Here is a 16,031-nt window from a genome sequence, read left to right on the forward strand (position 1 = left end):
AGTATAACATTACATATCAAGTATTCAACCAGGAGCTATTCATGCCAAAAAAACTTGCCCATCGAACCATTATTGCACTCGGAGTTTGTGCCTCACTAAGCAGTTTTAACTCATTAGCTCACGGCAACCATAGCCATGGGCATGAGCATCAACAAACAGATGCAGAACGTAAAGCAAGTGAAGGCGTTTTTGAAGACCAAGAGGTTAAAGATAGAGCGCTCAGCGATTGGGATGGGGTTTGGCAATCAGTTAATCCCTACCTGCTAAAAGGGGATTTGGATGCGGTATTGGTTTATAAATCGCAGAAAAATAAAGATAAAAGCGTTGAAGCATATCGGGAATATTACAAAAAAGGTTATGCCACTGACGTTAATATGATTGGTATTGAGGACAATACGATTGATTTCCATACTGCTGAAGCAGTGAACTCCTGCAAATATAGCTACTCTGGTTTTAAAATAATGCACTACGATTCAGGGAAAAAAGGTGTGCGCTATCTATTTGAGTGCAAGGATACCCATTCGAAAGCACCCAAATATGTTCAATTCAGCGACCACATCATTAAGCCACAAAAATCCCAGCATTTTCATATTTATACGAGCAATGAATCACATGAAAAATTGCTTAAACAAATGGATAATTGGCCAACCTTTTACCCAATAACATTGGATAAAGATGACATCGTTCACGAGATGTTGCACCACTAAGATTGCTGTTTTGCCCCCTTAAAACGTCCACATAAGGCCGTTGTGGTCGAAATTTCAAGAGGAAATAGGGGGGGCGTAACCCAATCAATTCCGATGTGTGATGTGTGTAGAACTAATTTCCATTAAAATTGAAATGTTGTTTTACTAGTGCTATCTTCGATATAATCAAGCCAAACATAACACCTTCAATGGACCACGTGTCATTGACCAATCGGAGATAAAATAATGAAAATTGCACTGATGATGGAAAATAGTCAGGCAACGAAAAACGCGATAATCCTGAAAGAGCTGAATGCTGTAGCCTCGGAAAAAGCGTACCCGGTATACAACGTAGGTATGAGTGATGAAAACGACCATCATCTGACTTATATTCATCTGGGGATCATGGCCAGTATCTTGCTGAATTCTAAAGCGGTTGATTTCGTGGTCACTGGCTGTGGTACAGGCCAGGGCGCAATGATGTCATTAAACATCCACCCAGGTGTGGTGTGTGGCTATTGCATCGATCCAGCGGATGCTTTCCTATTTGCTCAAATTAATAATGGTAATGCACTGTCACTGCCATATGCCAAAGGTTTTGGCTGGGGCGCAGAGCTGAATGTGCGTTATATCTTTGAAAAAGCGTTCACTGGCGTGAAAGGCGAAGGCTACCCACTGGATCGTAAAGAGCCACAAGTACGTAACGCGGGTATCTTGAATCAAGTGAAAGCTGCAGTAGTGAAAGATAATTATCTGGATACACTGCGTGCTATCGATCCAGAACTGGTGAAAACTGCCGTTAGCGGCGAACGTTTCCAGCAGTGCTTCTTCGATAACTGTCAGGTTGAAGAGATTAAAGCATTCGTGAAACAAGTTCTGGCGTAACGCCGGAGCTGGGTGACAAAAAAAGTCACCAGCACCCAAAATATAAAGGCTCCTAATCAGGAGCCTTTATATTTTCTGAAACATCATGTTATCTGAATCGGGTAGGGTAAATTAGCACTTAGGTGATGTTCCCTGAGGGGGCAAATAGCGCAGCGGATCAAGGGCTGTGGCTCGGTAACGGATTTGAAAGTGCAACATTAAGGTATCCGTCCCGCTACTTCCCATGGTGGCTATTTTTTGCCCAGCACTCACATCCTGCGCATTCTTGACCAGCATAGTGTCGTTATGTGCATAAGCGGTGATGAAATCATTGCCATGCTTAATCATGATTAAGTTTCCATAGCCGCGCAGCTGATTTCCTACATAGACGACCCGCCCTTTGGCTGAGGCATAGACTGGCTGACCGCGTTTACCCGCAATATCTATGCCCTTATTGCCACCATCGGCGGTGGAATACTTCGAAAGTATTTGGCCGCTAGTTGGCCAGCGCCAACAACGATTGGCCCCAGGCGGTGGCGTCGAATTGGCTAGCACGGTACTTGACGATTTACGTTTACGCGCTGCCGGTGCGGAACTGCTGAGATGAATTTTTTGCCCAATCTCCAGCTGATAGGGTGGACGAATTTTATTGATGCGCGCAAGGTCACTGACTTCACTGTCACTGATCCACGCAATAAAATAGAGCGTATCACCCCGCTGGACTGTATAGGTTTTATCGTTGTAACTGCCTTTTGGCAGTGTGGCATAGTCACGATTTGATTTGCTTGAGCACCCTGCTAATAGGAAAATTGCCATTGCATATAAAGCTAAGCTTGGCCACAAACGCATTTTGCTTCTCGTGTTCAAAAAATTTCCTTTCTCATCGTGAAGTGTCGTTCCCTCAGCCCCTATATTAACATTTGAACGATAAGCGTCAAAATATACGCAAGCGCAGCATGTCAGGCTGCGCCGCTATTGTCATAATCCTAAACGATTAACGCCCCACGCGCGCCTGCATTGCCGCAGGATAACGCTCACCTTGAATGCGAACCGTTTCCAGCGTGGCTGCTATGTTTTGCAGGTCGTTGGCACTCAATGCTACCTGGAGAGCACCGAGGTTCTCTTCCAGACGATGGAGCTTAGTGGTGCCGGGGATTGGCACGATCCACGGTTTTTGCGCCAGTAACCATGCCAGTGCAATCTGTGCCGGTGTGACACCTTTCTGGCTGGCAATCTCAGTGATCAATGTCACCAGTTGCTGGTTGGCGTCGAGTGCAGCAGGTGCAAAGCGCGGCACTTTGCTTCTGAAATCGTCGGCACCAAAAGTGGAACCCGCTTTGATGGCACCGGTTAGAAACCCTTTACCCAAGGGGCTAAATGGCACAAAACCGATGCCAAGCTCTTCAAGTGTCGGCAGAATTTCATGTTCGGGCTCGGGCCACCACAGCGAATACTCACTCTGTAATGCAGTCACCGGCTGAATGGCATGAGCGCGACGAATGGTTTGTACGCCAGCCTCTGAAAGGCCAAAGTGCTTCACTTTCCCTTCTGCAATCAGATCCTTGACGGTACCCGCCACATCTTCTATCGGCACCTCTGGATCGACGCGATGTTGGTACAGGAGGTCGATAACATCGGTTTTCAACCGGCGAAGAGAGCCTTCAACAGCGAAGCGAATATGTTCAGGGCGGCTGTTCAGGATCTGCTGCTTGTTATCATCACCAAAGGTAAAACCAAATTTAGTGGCAATGACCACTCGATCACGCATCGGCTTGAGTGCTTCACCGACCACATCTTCGTTGATGTATGGCCCATAGACTTTAGCGGTATCAAAAAAAGTGACGCCGCGATCAACGGCGGCTCGAATTAGCGCTACCGCCTGCCTGGTATCAGTTGCGGGACCATAACCATGACTCAGCCCCATACAGCCGAAACCTAATGCCGAGACTTCAAGCGCCGAATTGCCAAGAATACGTTTTTGCATGTGATAATTCCTGATTAAACATCCAGTTTACGTTGGGTCAGCCACTCAACCATGGCCGGATCACGGTGGGAGAAGAAGGCGCGGGTGGCGGTATCCATGGCGGCTATCTGTGTCATCTCTACGGCGTTGAGTGCAAAATCCAGCACATTATTTTAAACTGCGCTGCCACGAGACATTCATAGACATTATGAAATGAAAAATCCACGCAAGCGCGTGGATTTTATGGGTTTTGTCAGTCGTCATGAGATTCAATCAAACTTCATAAGACAACAGAAGCAAATTAGACGTTAAACAAGAAGTTCATCACGTCGCCATCTTTTACGATGTAATCCTTACCTTCTGAACGCATTTTCCCCGCCTCTTTCGCACCTTGTTCACCTTTGTAGGTGATGAAATCATCAAAGGCGATAGTTTGAGCGCGGATAAAGCCTTTTTCGAAGTCGGTGTGAATTTTACCGGCGGCTTGTGGTGCGGTTGCACCTACAGGGATAGTCCAGGCACGGACTTCTTTGACACCGGCAGTGAAGTAGGTTTGCAGATTCAGCAATTCATAACCAGCACGAATAACACGGTTCAGACCTGGCTCTTCGATACCCAATTCAGCCATAAACTCTGCGCGGTCTGCATCTTCCAGTTCAGCAATGTCAGATTCAACAGCGGCGCAAACAGCAACCACGACAGAACCTTCTGCTGCCGCAATAGCACGGACCTGATCCAGATACGGGTTATTTTCGAAGCCATCTTCATTGACGTTGGCAATGTACATGGTTGGTTTTAGCGTCAGGAAGCTCAAATAACGGATCGCCGCTTTATCTTCATCAGTCAGGTTTAATGCCCGCAACATGCCCGCACTTTCTAAATGTGGCAGGCATTTTTCCAGTGCTTCCAGTTCAGCTTTAGCGTCTTTATCGCCGCCTTTAGCTTTTTTCTGAACCCGATGCATGGCGCGTTCACAAGCTTCCAGATCAGAAAGTGCCAACTCAGTATTGATGGTATCAATATCATCAGCTGGATCAACTTTCCCGGCTACGTGGATAATATTGTCATTCTCAAAACAGCGCACCACGTGGCCAATCGCCTCGGTCTCACGGATATTGGTCAGGAACTGGTTACCCAGGCCTTCGCCTTTGGATGCTCCTTTAACCAGGCCCGCGATATCAACAAATTCCATGGTCGTTGGCAAGATACGTTGTGGTTTAACAATCTCAGCCAACTGGTCCAGGCGCGGGTCCGGCATTGGCACCACACCCGTATTGGGTTCAATGGTGCAGAACGGGAAGTTAGCGGCTTCAATACCCGCTTGTGTCAACGCGTTGAACAGGGTGGATTTACCAACGTTAGGCAGGCCCACAATACCGCATTTGAATCCCATGTTTTATATCACCTTAAATAACTTAAAAATCAACTCGTTAGGGTTAACAGGTTGATGTAATCAAAATTTATGCCGCCATTATACACATAATGACGATTTATCTCGATCATGCTGTTTCAAGGTGGGTGATGATTTCGCTTTGATGACGGGTAGGTGATTGATTTTTCTAACTCTGTGTGCGAGATCACGCTTCTGCCATCTGAAGTTTTCTGACAGATGTCCGATAACTAGTGATTACGATCTGCATATTGAGTTTGGATTATCCCAATGGAAATGAGCATCTATAAGTGGCTAATAGTGATTTTGCTAGGGGGGATGGTCGGTGTTGTGGGAATGCGATTTTTAACGGCAGATATTGAGCCAGCCGGGCCTGGTTTTGCCCAATTGATTGATCAATATGGCGTAGAAATAGAAAACCAATCGGGCAAAAGCGTCAGGTATGTGGGCTACAAGAAAAAGACACTTTATGAGGATTTTGACAGCATTCAGCTGACGTTTACCGCCACAACCGACAAATTTGAGCGCAGCCATGAGTTGTCAGAGAATAAGAGAAAGGCGACGGCATGGGATGCGCTTTTTTGTACCGAAAAACTCAGCGATATTGCTGATGAATATGACGGTAAGAGCAACAATTTTCTCGGTCAGGTGAGGGTAATTATTTCAGGTGTCGTATTAACCAGTGAGGGGCAGCAGGGGATTAATGCATTGTGTGACAAAAGTGAATGATGTGATAATCAATGAGTGATACAAAAGTGTGGCTCCCCGGCTTAAGTGCGTACGCAGGGGAGTTGGCAAGGTTTTATACGCCAGCCTTGAAGGAGTGTAGTCGATTCATCGCCTTGGTGATGCCCTCGGTCATCAGCACTTCAGTGCAACGGATAGATTCGTCAATGGCCTCGTCAATTAAAGCTTGCTCGCTCGCCGGTGGTTTACCTAGCACAAAACCGACGACTTTGCTTTTATCCCCCGGATGACCAATACCAATGCGTAACCGATAGAAATTAGGGTTATTGCCCAGTTTGCTTTGAATATCTTTCAGGCCGTTATGACCGCCGTTGCCGCCGCCCAATTTCAATTTTGCTGCGCCCGGTGGGATATCCAGCTCATCGTGCGCGACTAAGATCTCTTCAGGCAGGATACGATAAAATCCCGCCATCGCCACAACGGCTTTACCACTGAGATTCATAAATGTGGAGGGTACCAGCAAACGAACATCCTGACCTGCCAGGTTTAATCGTGCGGTATAACCGAAGAATTTAGCTTCTTCTTTCAGTGATTGGTTATGGCGTTCAGCCAATAAATCCACATACCAGGCACCGGCGTTGTGGCGGGTTTGGGCATATTCAGCGCCAGGGTTTGCCAGCCCAACGATTAATTTAATGCTGCTCACGTCGTCATTCGCTATTACTAAAGGAATTTAAGTGCCACAGTTTACCTGTCATGGCGCGTAATGACAAAGTTGATATCCTTGCTACTTGAAGTGGTAGATAGAGGGGCTATTTAGTGATAAAGCCAGGTTTTTGGCTATATTTGCGAATCTGTAGATGTCGACGTGGTTAAGTTAATTGAGCGAACTGACGATAATAATTATCAATGTTAATAGTTACTGGTCGGTATAATTCATTTTCGATGCTAAATGTCTGGAAAGTGTAAAGATTTGTTGGATTATATTTGCCAGTTGTGATCGCAAGCGCAATACCTTCCTCGCTAGCCTGACTATACTGAGTTATTAAGTGGACATGAATAATCGCATTAAGCAAGCAGTTTCAAAGCTCAGCCAGGTGATTATTTATTGGCAACCCAGAGTGGAGGTGGCATATGAAACGTAAAAGCGCTGCAAGGCTAGGTAATGTGCTGATGGGGTTGGGTTTGGTGACTATGGTGGTTGGGGTAGGTTACTCAATCCTGACTGAAGTCACTCAACTCGGCTTACCGCAATTCTTTGCCCATGGTGCTGTAATGAGTATTTTTGTGGGTGCACTGTTGTGGTTGGTGGGGGCGCGTATCGGTGGTCGTGAAGAAGTTGCAGACCGCTATTGGTGGGTTAAGCACTTTGATAAACGTTGCAATCGTAATCAACGTCACTCATAGCTATCAGCTATAAAATTGCTGACGGTTATAAAACAGCTATCAGTTATTGAGTTGCGACCCTAATAGATAACGTAGCCAATAGTGCAGTAGCAAATCGAAACCTGTCTTCTCAGTTTTTCATTGAGCTGATGTGCAGGAGGGGTAAATGACGGCTCAAAAATCCATTGGTCAAGAGGGCGTTGATCAAGGAAACATCGATCAAGAGTAGAAAACCCGTTGTCGCATCTGCTTCAACGGGTTTTTCTTTATCTGCATGAGTTCATTTAGTGCATTATCTCAACGAGATACAAATATTCCGCCACACATATACCGCGCAATGCCCGCTAAGTGGCTCATCACAGCAGTAATCTAACGGCTAGCTGCGGCCAAACAGCGCCGCAGGAATATTGATAGCCTGATACTGATTAATGCTCAAACATTGCAGAGATCGACTCTTCATTGCTGATACGGCGGATGGCTTCAGCCAACATGCCAGACAACGTCAGAGTACGCACATTTTTCAATGCTTTGATTTCAGCTGATAGCGGAATGGTGTCACACACAATCACTTCGTCGATAACGGAGTGTTTGATGTTCTCAACCGCATTGCCAGAGAAGATAGGGTGAGTAGCATAAGCAAATACACGCTTGGCACCACGTTCTTTCAAGGCTTCAGCTGCTTTACATAACGTGCCACCGGTATCGATCATATCGTCAACCAACACACAGTCACGACCCGCAACGTCACCGATGATATGCATCACCTGAGAAACGTTAGCGCGCGGACGGCGTTTGTCGATAATCGCCATATCAGTATCGTTCAGCAGTTTTGCAATAGCTCTGGCGCGGACTACGCCACCGATGTCTGGAGAGACAACAATTGGGTTTTCCAGATTCTGCTGCAACATATCTTCCAGCAGGATTGGGCTACCAAATACGTTATCAACCGGAACATCAAAGAAGCCTTGGATCTGTTCAGCATGAAGATCCACTGTCAATACGCGGTCAACCCCAACACTTGAGAGGAAGTCTGCAACAACTTTGGCAGTGATTGGTACACGGGCAGAACGCACACGGCGATCCTGACGAGCGTAACCGAAGTAAGGAATAACAGCAGTAATACGTCCTGCGGAGGCGCGACGCAGGGCATCAACCATGACAACCAGTTCCATCAGGTTATCGTTCGTGGGTGCGCAGGTGGACTGGATGATGAAAATATCACCACCGCGTACATTTTCGTTGATTTGCACGCTCACTTCGCCGTCGCTAAAACGACCTACAGCGGCGTCACCAAGACTGGTGTACAAACGGTTGGCAATACGTTGTGCTAGTTCCGGGGTGGCGTTACCAGCAAAAAGCTTCATATCAGGCACGAGAAGAACCTCAGGCATGCGTCCAGAGAAGATATTGTCAGATCAGTAATCAGGGGCGACTATTCATACTGATAGCAATATACATACGGGTATTTAAAGCCAAAACACAGTGATAACCATCATCATTCAAGTTGCAGGGGTGTTGGCTGCTCTTGCTTGCCACTCTCCTGCATTATGAAATCTATCCGGTACAAACAGCATTATGAACCGGCTTTCAATCAAGTGAGACAGGTATTTTCAGAACCCAAGGTCAGTGGGGCCATGACTTCGACCTTACATAACGCTGTAAATCGTTATCTGCGCTCACAACTCTCAAATTTCCCAGAGCGGACACGATGCAGTGGCGAAACATTCACACCACGAGCGACAAAACCGTGCAACCACTCCGGGGCAATACTTAACACCTGCCGGGCTGATGACTCAGTGTCGAATTCTGCAAACACACAAGCACCTGTTCCGGTAAGGCGTGACGGTGCGTATTCTAACAGCCATGAAAGAGCCTGTTCAACCTCGCGAAAACGTTTTCTTGCGATCGGTTCGCAATCATTTGCGTAAGGAGTGCTTAAAAGCGCCGCCAGCGGGCGAACTGGCGTATTTCTTTTTAATTCAGGATCGGAAAAAATAATGGGAGTTGGGATGCTTACACCGGGGTGCGCCACCAAATACCACTTCTCCGCAGGTGTTGCTGGCTGCAATTTTTCGCCAATGCCCTCGGCAAAGGCGGCATGTCCGCGTACAAATACGGGCACATCGGCACCTAATGTCAGTCCAATAGTGGCTAATTCTTCATCAGATAAGCCACATTGCCACAGGGTATTGAGCGCGATTAGGACGGTTGCGGCATTGGAGGAACCGCCTCCCAGTCCACCGCCCATCGGTAGACGTTTATCAATACTGATATCCGCCCCTCGTGGTGTTTTGGTCGCGCGGGGCTGTTTTTGCAGCAACCGCGCCGCTCTGACTATCAAGTTCTGCTCGTTTTCCACACCCGCTATCGGCGTCAATAGGCGAATTTGCTCGTCATCGCGCGGCACAATCGTTAGTTCGTCGCCATAATCGAGAAACTGAAACAGTGTTTGTAATTGATGATAGCCATCGGCACGTTGCCCGGTGATATAAAGAAACAGGTTCAGTTTTGCCGGTGACGGCCACAGATATTGGTTCGCGCTAACCATGTTATTTGACAGTCCAGTTATCCATTTTCAGTTTGATGCGTTGCCCACCTTGGCTCAGTTCCATACGGCTAGGCAGTGCTGGTGTCACCTGCGTATTGTACTCCTGATAATCCACCGTCCACGTCACCCCCGCCTGGGTGTAAGTCAGCTGTTTCAGGCGATACTTATCGTCGAGCGTGAAATCAGTGGTCTCCCCAGGCAAGCCGAGAATCCATTGACGAAGGCTATCCAATGGAATGGCCATGCCGGTCAATTTCTGAATCATCTCTTGCGGATTGTCACTGACGTAGCGTTTGCCCTGATTATCGGTCAACTGAGTCACACCCGGCTGTACCACCAACTCTAACTCAGTGCTACCTAACGGGTTGGTCAGCAGCAGGCGATAACGCTCTGGCGCGGTTTGTTGCCAGAAGAAGCGGGCATAGACTTTTTGTTTTTCAGAGATATAAGCGAAAGCGCCACGGGTCTGGAATTGGCTGAGTTGCTGTAGTTGTTGTTCATGCTGACGCCATTGTGGCGATGTCGGGCTGGTCGCAGGGCCTGTCGGCGGCGTCGTGCTACAGGCTGCCAGCAGCAGAGTAGCTAAAGGAAGTAGGCGATAAAAACTGATTTTGCGCTGCGGCATATGGGTATAAATCCTATCGGCCGCCGGGTTTGCACTGGCGACACATTTCTGATGGAGCAATCTGTTTCTCATTGGGCAATATAGTGTAAAGCAAATCCTGTTGATGCGCTGTAAACAGGCAATATTGCTGCTCACGCTAACGGCCTAACGGCGGAGCGTCAATATCTTGTTCGATTTTGTACAGCATATAATCAAATTCTGAGCATAATTTGGGATAATACTTAGGATGATGCACTGCGCCTTTTATTGATCTCGCGCATCAAGTAGAATGCGGTTCAGACGAGAATCCATACTAACACCAGTATTACTCGAAGCCGTTCCCATGACTCTGCTTGCATTAGGCATTAACCACAAAACCGCTCCTGTATCGTTACGTGAACGGGTGACATTTTCACCGGAATCGATCGATCAGGCACTTGCTAGCTTGCTCCAACAGCCGTTGGTGCAGGGCGGTGTCGTATTGTCTACCTGCAACCGAACCGAGCTTTACCTCAGCGTCGAGCAACAAGAAAATCTGCACGAACAACTTATCGCCTGGCTGTGTAGCTATCATAAGCTCAGCCCGGACGAAGTGAGAAAAAGCCTCTACTGGCACCATGGTAATGACGCGGTCAGCCACTTGATGCGCGTCGCGAGTGGCTTGGACTCTCTGGTATTAGGGGAGCCACAAATTCTGGGGCAGGTGAAAAAAGCCTTTGCTGAGTCTCAGCGCGGCCAATCGCTATCTGGCGAGTTGGAGCGTTTGTTCCAGAAATCCTTCTCGGTGGCTAAGCGGGTTCGGACTGAAACTGAAATTGGTGCCAGCGCGGTTTCGGTGGCTTTTGCCGCCTGTACGTTGGCGCGACAGATATTTGAATCTCTGTCCGAGCTGAATGTGTTGCTGGTCGGTGCCGGTGAAACCATTGAGCTGGTGGCACGTCATCTACGTGAGCATCAAGTCAAACATATGATTATAGCCAACCGTACCCGTGAGCGCGCACAAGCACTGGCGACGGAAGTGGGCGCTGAAGTCATTACCTTGCCAGAAATTGACGCCCGTCTGGCGGATGCTGACATCATTATCAGCTCTACCGCCAGCCCGCTGCCGATTATTGGTAAAGGGATGGTTGAGCGCGCGCTGAAAAGCCGCCGCAATCAGCCTATGTTGTTTGTGGATATTGCGGTGCCGCGCGATATCGAACCGGAAGTCGGTAAGCTCTCTAACGCCTATCTGTACAGTGTTGATGATTTACAAGCGATTATTCAGCATAATATGGCGCAACGTCAGGCCGCTGCGGTTCAGGCTGAGTCGATAGTACAGCAGGAAAGCATGAATTTTATGGCCTGGCTGCGTGCGCAGGGGGCGGTTGAAACCATTCGTGATTACCGCTCTCAGGCCGAACAGGTGCGCAGCGAGATGACCGCTAAAGCTTTAGCTGCCATTGAGCAGGGTGCTAATGTCGAGCAGGTGGTGAATGAACTGGCCTACAAGCTAACTAACCGCTTGATTCATGCGCCCACCAAATCCCTCCAGCAAGCCGCCAGCGATGGCGATATGGAGCGGTTGCAATTATTACGCGACAGCCTTGGGCTGGATCAGCACTAGTTTCCTCTAATTACAGGGTTTAAAACCACGGATGAAGTCTTCTATTGTTGCCAAACTGGAAGCATTACAAGAGCGCCACGAAGAAGTGTTGGCTTATCTTGGTGATGCCAGCGTCATTGCCGATCAAGACCGTTTTCGCGCGTTATCTCGTGAGTATGCGCAACTGACTGATGTCACTCGCTGTTTTAAAGAGTGGCGCAGCGCGCAGGAGGATATTGAAGCCGCAGAAATGATGCTGGACGATCTCGAAATGCGTGAGATGGCACAGGAAGAGCTGAAAGAGGCCAAAGCGCGCAGTGAAGAGCTGGAACAGCAGTTGCAAGTGTTGCTGCTGCCGAAAGACCCCGATGATGAGCGCGATTGTTTCCTCGAGATCCGTGCGGGGACGGGGGGCGACGAAGCCGCTATCTTTGCGGGTGACATGTTCCGTATGTACAGCCGTTATGCCGAAGCCCGTCGCTGGAAAGTTGAGATTATGAGCGCCAGCGAAGGTGAGCACGGCGGTTATAAAGAGGTGATCGCTAAAGTCTCCGGTGAGGGAGTTTTTGGGCAACTGAAATTCGAATCAGGTGGTCACCGGGTGCAACGTGTCCCTGAGACTGAATCACAGGGGCGCATTCATACCTCGGCCTGTACTGTTGCCGTGATGCCCGCCATTCCTGAAGCTGAAATGCCAGAAATCAACGCCGGTGATTTGCGTATCGATACCTTCCGCTCCTCAGGGGCGGGTGGTCAGCACGTTAACACCACCGACTCGGCAATCCGTATTACCCACATTCCTACGGGGCTGGTGGTGGAGTGTCAGGACGAGCGTTCGCAACACAAAAACAAAGCCAAGGCGATGTCCGTATTGGGCGCACGTATTCGTGCTGCCGAAATGCAAAAGCGCCAACTGGCGGAAGCTTCCGAGCGCCGCAACTTGCTCGGCACGGGCGACCGTTCCGATCGCAACCGCACCTATAACTTCCCGCAGGGGCGCGTGACAGATCATCGCATCAACCTGACGCTGTACCGTCTGGATGAAGTGATGGAAGGTAAACTGGATATGTTGATCCAGCCGATAGTGCAGGAGTATCAGGCTGACCAACTCTCCGCTTTGTCTGAGCAAGATTAATGGATTATCAGCAGTGGCTGTCGTTAGCGGCAGCCCGTTTTAGTCAAAGTGACAGCCCGAAGCGCGATGCTGAGATCCTGTTGAGCTGGGTGACCGGGCGGGCGCGGACCTATTTATTGGCTTTCGGCGAAACCCAATTGACCCCCATTCAGCTAGCGGCGTTAGAGCCACTGGCTGGCCGCCGTGAGCAGGGCGAGCCGATTGCCTATTTGGTTGGTGAACGAGAGTTCTGGTCGCTGCCACTGAGTGTTTCCCCCGCCACACTGATCCCACGGCCAGACACTGAATGCCTGGTCGAGCAGGCGTTGGCGCATCTGCCCTCCACCCCTTGCCGCATCCTGGATTTGGGCACCGGTACTGGTGCTATCGCCCTGGCCTTAGCCAGCGAGCGGCCAGATTGTGCGGTGATTGGCGTGGACATTAAAGCCGATGCTGTTGCGCTGGCACGGCATAACGCCGAGAAACTCGCGCTAGAGAATGTCGATTTTCTGCAAAGCAGCTGGTTTCAATTAGTACATGGTAAATTCACGCTGATCGCCAGTAATCCTCCCTATATCGATGCCAATGACCCCCATCTTAGTGAAGGGGATGTCCGTTATGAACCGCAGAGCGCGTTAGTCGCACCGGCTGAAGGGATGGCTGACCTGGCTGACATTATTCGTCAGGCCCCGGATTATCTGGAACAGGGCGGTTGGTTAGTGTTAGAGCATGGCTGGCAGCAGGCGCAGGCAGTACAAAAACACCTTAAAAAAGCGGGTTTTAGTGCTGTAATTACCCATAAAGATTATGGTAATAATGATCGTGTTACTTTGGGGCAATGGGCGTGTCATTAAGCAGAATAAAATAAGGAAGCAACAGTCATGTGGGTCGATTATCTCGCCATGAAGTATTTGCATTTACTGACCGTGGTCATCAGTATTACGCTGTTTGTATTACGTTTCTTCTGGAAATGTCGCGGTTCAGCTATGATGGACAAGCGCTGGGTAAAAATAACGCCGCATATCAATGATACACTGCTGTTTGTCAGTGGCATTATACTGATCTTTATAACCGGTTTTTACCCTTTCAGTCCGCAAGGAACATGGCTGACTGAAAAGCTGTTTGGCGTTATTATCTATATCCTGCTTGGCTATGTCGCATTAGGTAAGCGAACTCGCAGCCAGAGTCGTCGCTGGCTTGCCTTTATACTCGCATTGGGTTGCCTGTATTTGATTGCCAAACTGGCAACAACTAAGTTACCACTGCTGATGGGATATTTATGAGTAGTATTGCTGATTTCGAATTTAACAACGCGTCCCTGTGTGATGGGGTGTTACTGGTTACCCAGGAGATTCGACAAGATTTTCCACTGGCTGAAGTACGCAACCAACTGCAACAGCTGGTCGATGATGCGCGGGCGGCTATGCCTGCCGATCTCAATCAGGATCAGCAATTAGAAGTGCTTATCGATCTGTTTTACCACCAGTGGAAATTTGGCGGCGCAGGTGGCGTTTATCGTCTCTCCGATGCTATTTGGCTGGATAAAGTCCTGGATAAGCGGCAGGGAACTCCGGTATCGCTGGGGGTGATTTTCCTCTATATCGCCCATCAACTGAATTTGCCTTTAATGCCAGTTATCTTTCCAACTCAATTAATTCTTCGTGCTGATTGGCTGGACGAAGAGATGTGGCTAATTAACCCGCTAAACGGTGAAACACTGAACGAGCATATGCTGGAAGTGTGGATCAAAGGTAATTTAGGGTTAAGTGCCGAATTGGAAGATGAAGATTTGGAAGAGGCGGAAAATACCATTATTGTCCGCAAAATGCTCGATACGCTGAAAGCCGCATTAATGGAAGAGAAGCAGATGGAGCTGGCATTACGTGCCAGTGAAGCGGTATTAGCATTTGATCCCGATGACCCCTATGAAATTCGCGACCGTGGCCTGATCTATGCCCAGTTGGATTGCAATCACATCGCAATCTCTGATTTAAGCTATTTTGTCGAACAGTGCCCGGAAGACCCGATCGCTGAAATGATAAAAATGCAGATCCACTCCATTGAGCAACAGCGGGTAACATTACACTGATTTTTTTCGACAGCGGGGGTGTCGCAGTGGCTAGATAACAGCCAGCATTTACCGCCCTTGGCGGTAGAGATAACCTGCTGTAATTAATCTCGATTTACCCTTTATAAAGGTATTAGTATGAAACAGAAAGTGGTTAGCATTGGCGATATCAACGTAGCGAACGACCTGCCTTTCGTGCTGTTCGGCGGCATGAATGTGCTTGAGTCTCGTGATCTGGCGATGCGCATCTGCGAGCATTACGTCACCGTGACCCAAAAACTGGGTATCCCTTACGTGTTTAAAGCCTCGTTCGACAAAGCCAACCGTTCTTCAATTCACTCTTACCGTGGCCCCGGTCTGGAAGAGGGGATGCGAATTTTTCAGGATTTGAAGCAACAATTTGGCGTAAAAATCATCACCGACGTCCATGAAGCCAGCCAGGCACAACCGGTCTCCGAAGTGGTCGACGTTATCCAACTGCCCGCTTTCCTGGCTCGCCAAACTGATTTAGTTGAAGCCATGGCGCGTACTGGCGCGGTGATCAACGTCAAGAAACCTCAGTTCGTCAGCCCCGGTCAAATGGGCAATATCGTCGAGAAATTCAAGGAAGCGGGTAACGATCAGGTGATTCTTTGCGATCGTGGCAGCAACTTTGGTTATGACAATTTGGTGGTTGATATGTTGGGTATCAATGTGATGGTGCAAGCCACTGGCGGCCATCCGGTGATTTTCGACGTGACCCATGCACTGCAATGCCGTGACCCATTTGGTGCTGCATCAGGTGGTCGCCGTGCTCAAGTGGCGGAACTGGCCCGTGCTGGTATGGCGGTAGGTTTGGCGGGGCTGTTTATTGAAGCTCACCCAGAGCCAAACAGCGCCAAGTGCGACGGCCCGTCAGCACTGCCATTAGCTAAACTGGAGCCGTTCCTGGTTCAGATGAAAGCTATCGACGATTTGGTGAAGAGTTTCCCTGAGCTGGATACCAGCAAATAATATCTGGCGTCACTGATGTTGAGTATTGCACTATAAGTCGAATGATTGAAAAGGCAGCTATTGACGCTGCCTCAGACTGCTGATAAACCCCGATGACGCGATCTGGAACGGAGAGGACGGGTAGAAGAGTAAAGCGTCCGCGC

At 48.7% G+C, this 16,031-nt stretch carries 17 protein-coding genes and 1 pseudogene; 10 read left to right on the forward strand and 8 right to left on the reverse strand.

The genetic code is table 11. The annotated features are described in order from the left end of the window. The first annotated feature begins 41 nt into the window (after positions 1–41). Together zinT and AACW11_RS18280 are read left to right on the forward strand one after the other, a co-directional pair. Positions 42–707, forward strand: coding sequence for a metal-binding protein ZinT (zinT, locus tag AACW11_RS18275; RefSeq protein WP_212585069.1), 666 nt, complete (start codon positions 42–44; stop codon positions 705–707). Positions 708–932: 225 nt separating this feature from the next. Then, positions 933–1,571, forward strand: coding sequence for an RpiB/LacA/LacB family sugar-phosphate isomerase (locus AACW11_RS18280; RefSeq protein WP_005271968.1), 639 nt, complete (start codon positions 933–935; stop codon positions 1,569–1,571). Positions 1,572–1,682: 111 nt separating this feature from the next. On the opposite strand, the gene actS is transcribed toward AACW11_RS18280, so the two are convergent. From actS to ychF, 4 genes and pseudogenes are all read right to left on the reverse strand, one after another. Further along, positions 1,683–2,399 (reverse strand): amidase activator ActS, encoded by a 717-nt coding sequence (actS, locus tag AACW11_RS18285; RefSeq protein WP_212585193.1) that lies wholly within the window; start codon positions 2,397–2,399, stop codon positions 1,683–1,685. 145 nt (positions 2,400–2,544) lie between these two features. Next, positions 2,545–3,534 carry an aldo/keto reductase gene (locus tag AACW11_RS18290; RefSeq protein WP_212585070.1) on the reverse strand — a complete coding sequence of 330 codons (990 nt, stop codon included), beginning with the start codon at positions 3,532–3,534 and terminating at the stop codon, positions 2,545–2,547. 14 nt (positions 3,535–3,548) lie between these two features. Continuing rightward, positions 3,549–3,683 (reverse strand): annotated as a pseudogene (locus tag AACW11_RS18295) (aldo/keto reductase); the annotation flags it as partial. A gap of 131 nt (positions 3,684–3,814) precedes the next feature. Beyond that, positions 3,815–4,906 carry a redox-regulated ATPase YchF gene (ychF, locus tag AACW11_RS18300; RefSeq protein ID WP_212585071.1) on the reverse strand — a complete coding sequence of 364 codons (1,092 nt, stop codon included), beginning with the start codon at positions 4,904–4,906 and terminating at the stop codon, positions 3,815–3,817. A 267-nt stretch (positions 4,907–5,173) separates the two neighbouring features. On the opposite strand from ychF, the gene AACW11_RS18305 reads away from it, so the two are divergent. Then, complete coding sequence (locus AACW11_RS18305) at positions 5,174–5,632, forward strand: hypothetical protein (RefSeq protein ID WP_212585072.1); 459 nt, start codon at positions 5,174–5,176, stop codon at positions 5,630–5,632. A 73-nt stretch (positions 5,633–5,705) separates the two neighbouring features. Here the strand turns inward: AACW11_RS18305 and pth are convergent, their stop codons facing one another. Beyond that, on the reverse strand, positions 5,706–6,296 hold the full coding sequence (gene pth / locus AACW11_RS18310; protein WP_212585073.1) for an aminoacyl-tRNA hydrolase: 591 nt from the start codon (positions 6,294–6,296) through the stop codon (positions 5,706–5,708). Between the two features lie 428 nt (positions 6,297–6,724). Between pth and ychH the strand changes: the two genes are divergently transcribed. Beyond that, positions 6,725–6,997, forward strand: coding sequence for a stress-induced protein YchH (gene ychH, locus AACW11_RS18315; RefSeq protein ID WP_005272004.1), 273 nt, complete (start codon positions 6,725–6,727; stop codon positions 6,995–6,997). Positions 6,998–7,401: 404 nt separating this feature from the next. Here ychH and prs read toward each other — a convergent pair whose 3' ends face one another. The 3 genes from prs to lolB all read right to left on the reverse strand — a co-directional run bounded on the left by prs (position 7,402) and on the right by lolB (position 10,149). Beyond that, positions 7,402–8,349 carry a ribose-phosphate diphosphokinase gene (gene prs, locus AACW11_RS18320; RefSeq protein WP_004390739.1) on the reverse strand — a complete coding sequence of 316 codons (948 nt, stop codon included), beginning with the start codon at positions 8,347–8,349 and terminating at the stop codon, positions 7,402–7,404. A 293-nt stretch (positions 8,350–8,642) separates the two neighbouring features. After that, positions 8,643–9,524: a 4-(cytidine 5'-diphospho)-2-C-methyl-D-erythritol kinase gene (gene ispE / locus AACW11_RS18325; protein WP_212585074.1), complete on the reverse strand. Its 882-nt coding sequence runs from the start codon at positions 9,522–9,524 to the stop codon at positions 8,643–8,645. A 1-nt stretch (position 9,525) separates the two neighbouring features. Beyond that, complete coding sequence (lolB, locus tag AACW11_RS18330) at positions 9,526–10,149, reverse strand: lipoprotein insertase outer membrane protein LolB (protein ID WP_032896902.1); 624 nt, start codon at positions 10,147–10,149, stop codon at positions 9,526–9,528. A gap of 322 nt (positions 10,150–10,471) precedes the next feature. Between lolB and hemA the strand changes: the two genes are divergently transcribed. The 6 genes from hemA (at position 10,472) to kdsA (ending at position 15,888) form a co-directional block, all read left to right on the forward strand. After that, positions 10,472–11,734 (forward strand): glutamyl-tRNA reductase, encoded by a 1,263-nt coding sequence (hemA, locus tag AACW11_RS18335; RefSeq protein WP_212585075.1) that lies wholly within the window; start codon positions 10,472–10,474, stop codon positions 11,732–11,734. A gap of 31 nt (positions 11,735–11,765) precedes the next feature. Further along, positions 11,766–12,848, forward strand: a complete 1,083-nt coding sequence (gene prfA, locus AACW11_RS18340) for a peptide chain release factor 1 (RefSeq protein ID WP_212585076.1) — start codon at positions 11,766–11,768, stop codon at positions 12,846–12,848. Beyond that, positions 12,848–13,681 (forward strand): peptide chain release factor N(5)-glutamine methyltransferase, encoded by an 834-nt coding sequence (prmC, locus tag AACW11_RS18345; protein ID WP_212585077.1) that lies wholly within the window; start codon positions 12,848–12,850, stop codon positions 13,679–13,681. The genes prfA and prmC overlap by 1 nt, the downstream gene beginning before the upstream one ends. Positions 13,682–13,708: 27 nt before the next feature. Continuing rightward, positions 13,709–14,110: a SirB2 family protein gene (locus AACW11_RS18350; RefSeq protein ID WP_212585078.1), complete on the forward strand. Its 402-nt coding sequence runs from the start codon at positions 13,709–13,711 to the stop codon at positions 14,108–14,110. Beyond that, entirely contained in the window at positions 14,107–14,916 is an 810-nt protein-coding gene (gene sirB1 / locus AACW11_RS18355) for an invasion regulator SirB1 (protein WP_212585079.1), read from the forward strand. The genes AACW11_RS18350 and sirB1 overlap by 4 nt, the downstream gene beginning before the upstream one ends. A 117-nt stretch (positions 14,917–15,033) precedes the next feature. Continuing rightward, positions 15,034–15,888: a 3-deoxy-8-phosphooctulonate synthase gene (gene kdsA, locus AACW11_RS18360; protein ID WP_005272030.1), complete on the forward strand. Its 855-nt coding sequence runs from the start codon at positions 15,034–15,036 to the stop codon at positions 15,886–15,888. Positions 15,889–16,031: the final 143 nt, after the last annotated feature.

The organism is Yersinia sp. Marseille-Q3913 (assembly GCF_963892745.1).
Classification (GTDB): domain Bacteria; phylum Pseudomonadota; class Gammaproteobacteria; order Enterobacterales; family Enterobacteriaceae; genus Yersinia; species Yersinia bercovieri.

Excerpts from the sequence above, each read along its gene's own strand:
- zinT (WP_212585069.1), top strand. The coding sequence starts at position 42 with ATGCCAAAAAAACTTGCCCATCGAACCATTATTGCACTCGGAGTTTGT.
- AACW11_RS18280 (WP_005271968.1), top strand. The coding sequence starts at position 933 with ATGAAAATTGCACTGATGATGGAAAATAGTCAGGCAACGAAAAACGCG.
- actS (WP_212585193.1), bottom strand. The coding sequence starts at position 2,399 with ATGCGTTTGTGGCCAAGCTTAGCTTTATATGCAATGGCAATTTTCCTA.
- AACW11_RS18290 (WP_212585070.1), bottom strand. The coding sequence starts at position 3,534 with ATGCAAAAACGTATTCTTGGCAATTCGGCGCTTGAAGTCTCGGCATTA.
- ychF (WP_212585071.1), bottom strand. The coding sequence starts at position 4,906 with ATGGGATTCAAATGCGGTATTGTGGGCCTGCCTAACGTTGGTAAATCC.
- AACW11_RS18305 (WP_212585072.1), top strand. The coding sequence starts at position 5,174 with ATGGAAATGAGCATCTATAAGTGGCTAATAGTGATTTTGCTAGGGGGG.
- ychH (WP_005272004.1), top strand. The coding sequence starts at position 6,725 with ATGAAACGTAAAAGCGCTGCAAGGCTAGGTAATGTGCTGATGGGGTTG.
- ispE (WP_212585074.1), bottom strand. The coding sequence starts at position 9,524 with ATGGTTAGCGCGAACCAATATCTGTGGCCGTCACCGGCAAAACTGAAC.
- lolB (WP_032896902.1), bottom strand. The coding sequence starts at position 10,149 with ATGCCGCAGCGCAAAATCAGTTTTTATCGCCTACTTCCTTTAGCTACT.
- hemA (WP_212585075.1), top strand. The coding sequence starts at position 10,472 with ATGACTCTGCTTGCATTAGGCATTAACCACAAAACCGCTCCTGTATCG.
- prfA (WP_212585076.1), top strand. The coding sequence starts at position 11,766 with ATGAAGTCTTCTATTGTTGCCAAACTGGAAGCATTACAAGAGCGCCAC.
- prmC (WP_212585077.1), top strand. The coding sequence starts at position 12,848 with ATGGATTATCAGCAGTGGCTGTCGTTAGCGGCAGCCCGTTTTAGTCAA.
- AACW11_RS18350 (WP_212585078.1), top strand. The coding sequence starts at position 13,709 with ATGTGGGTCGATTATCTCGCCATGAAGTATTTGCATTTACTGACCGTG.
- sirB1 (WP_212585079.1), top strand. The coding sequence starts at position 14,107 with ATGAGTAGTATTGCTGATTTCGAATTTAACAACGCGTCCCTGTGTGAT.
- kdsA (WP_005272030.1), top strand. The coding sequence starts at position 15,034 with ATGAAACAGAAAGTGGTTAGCATTGGCGATATCAACGTAGCGAACGAC.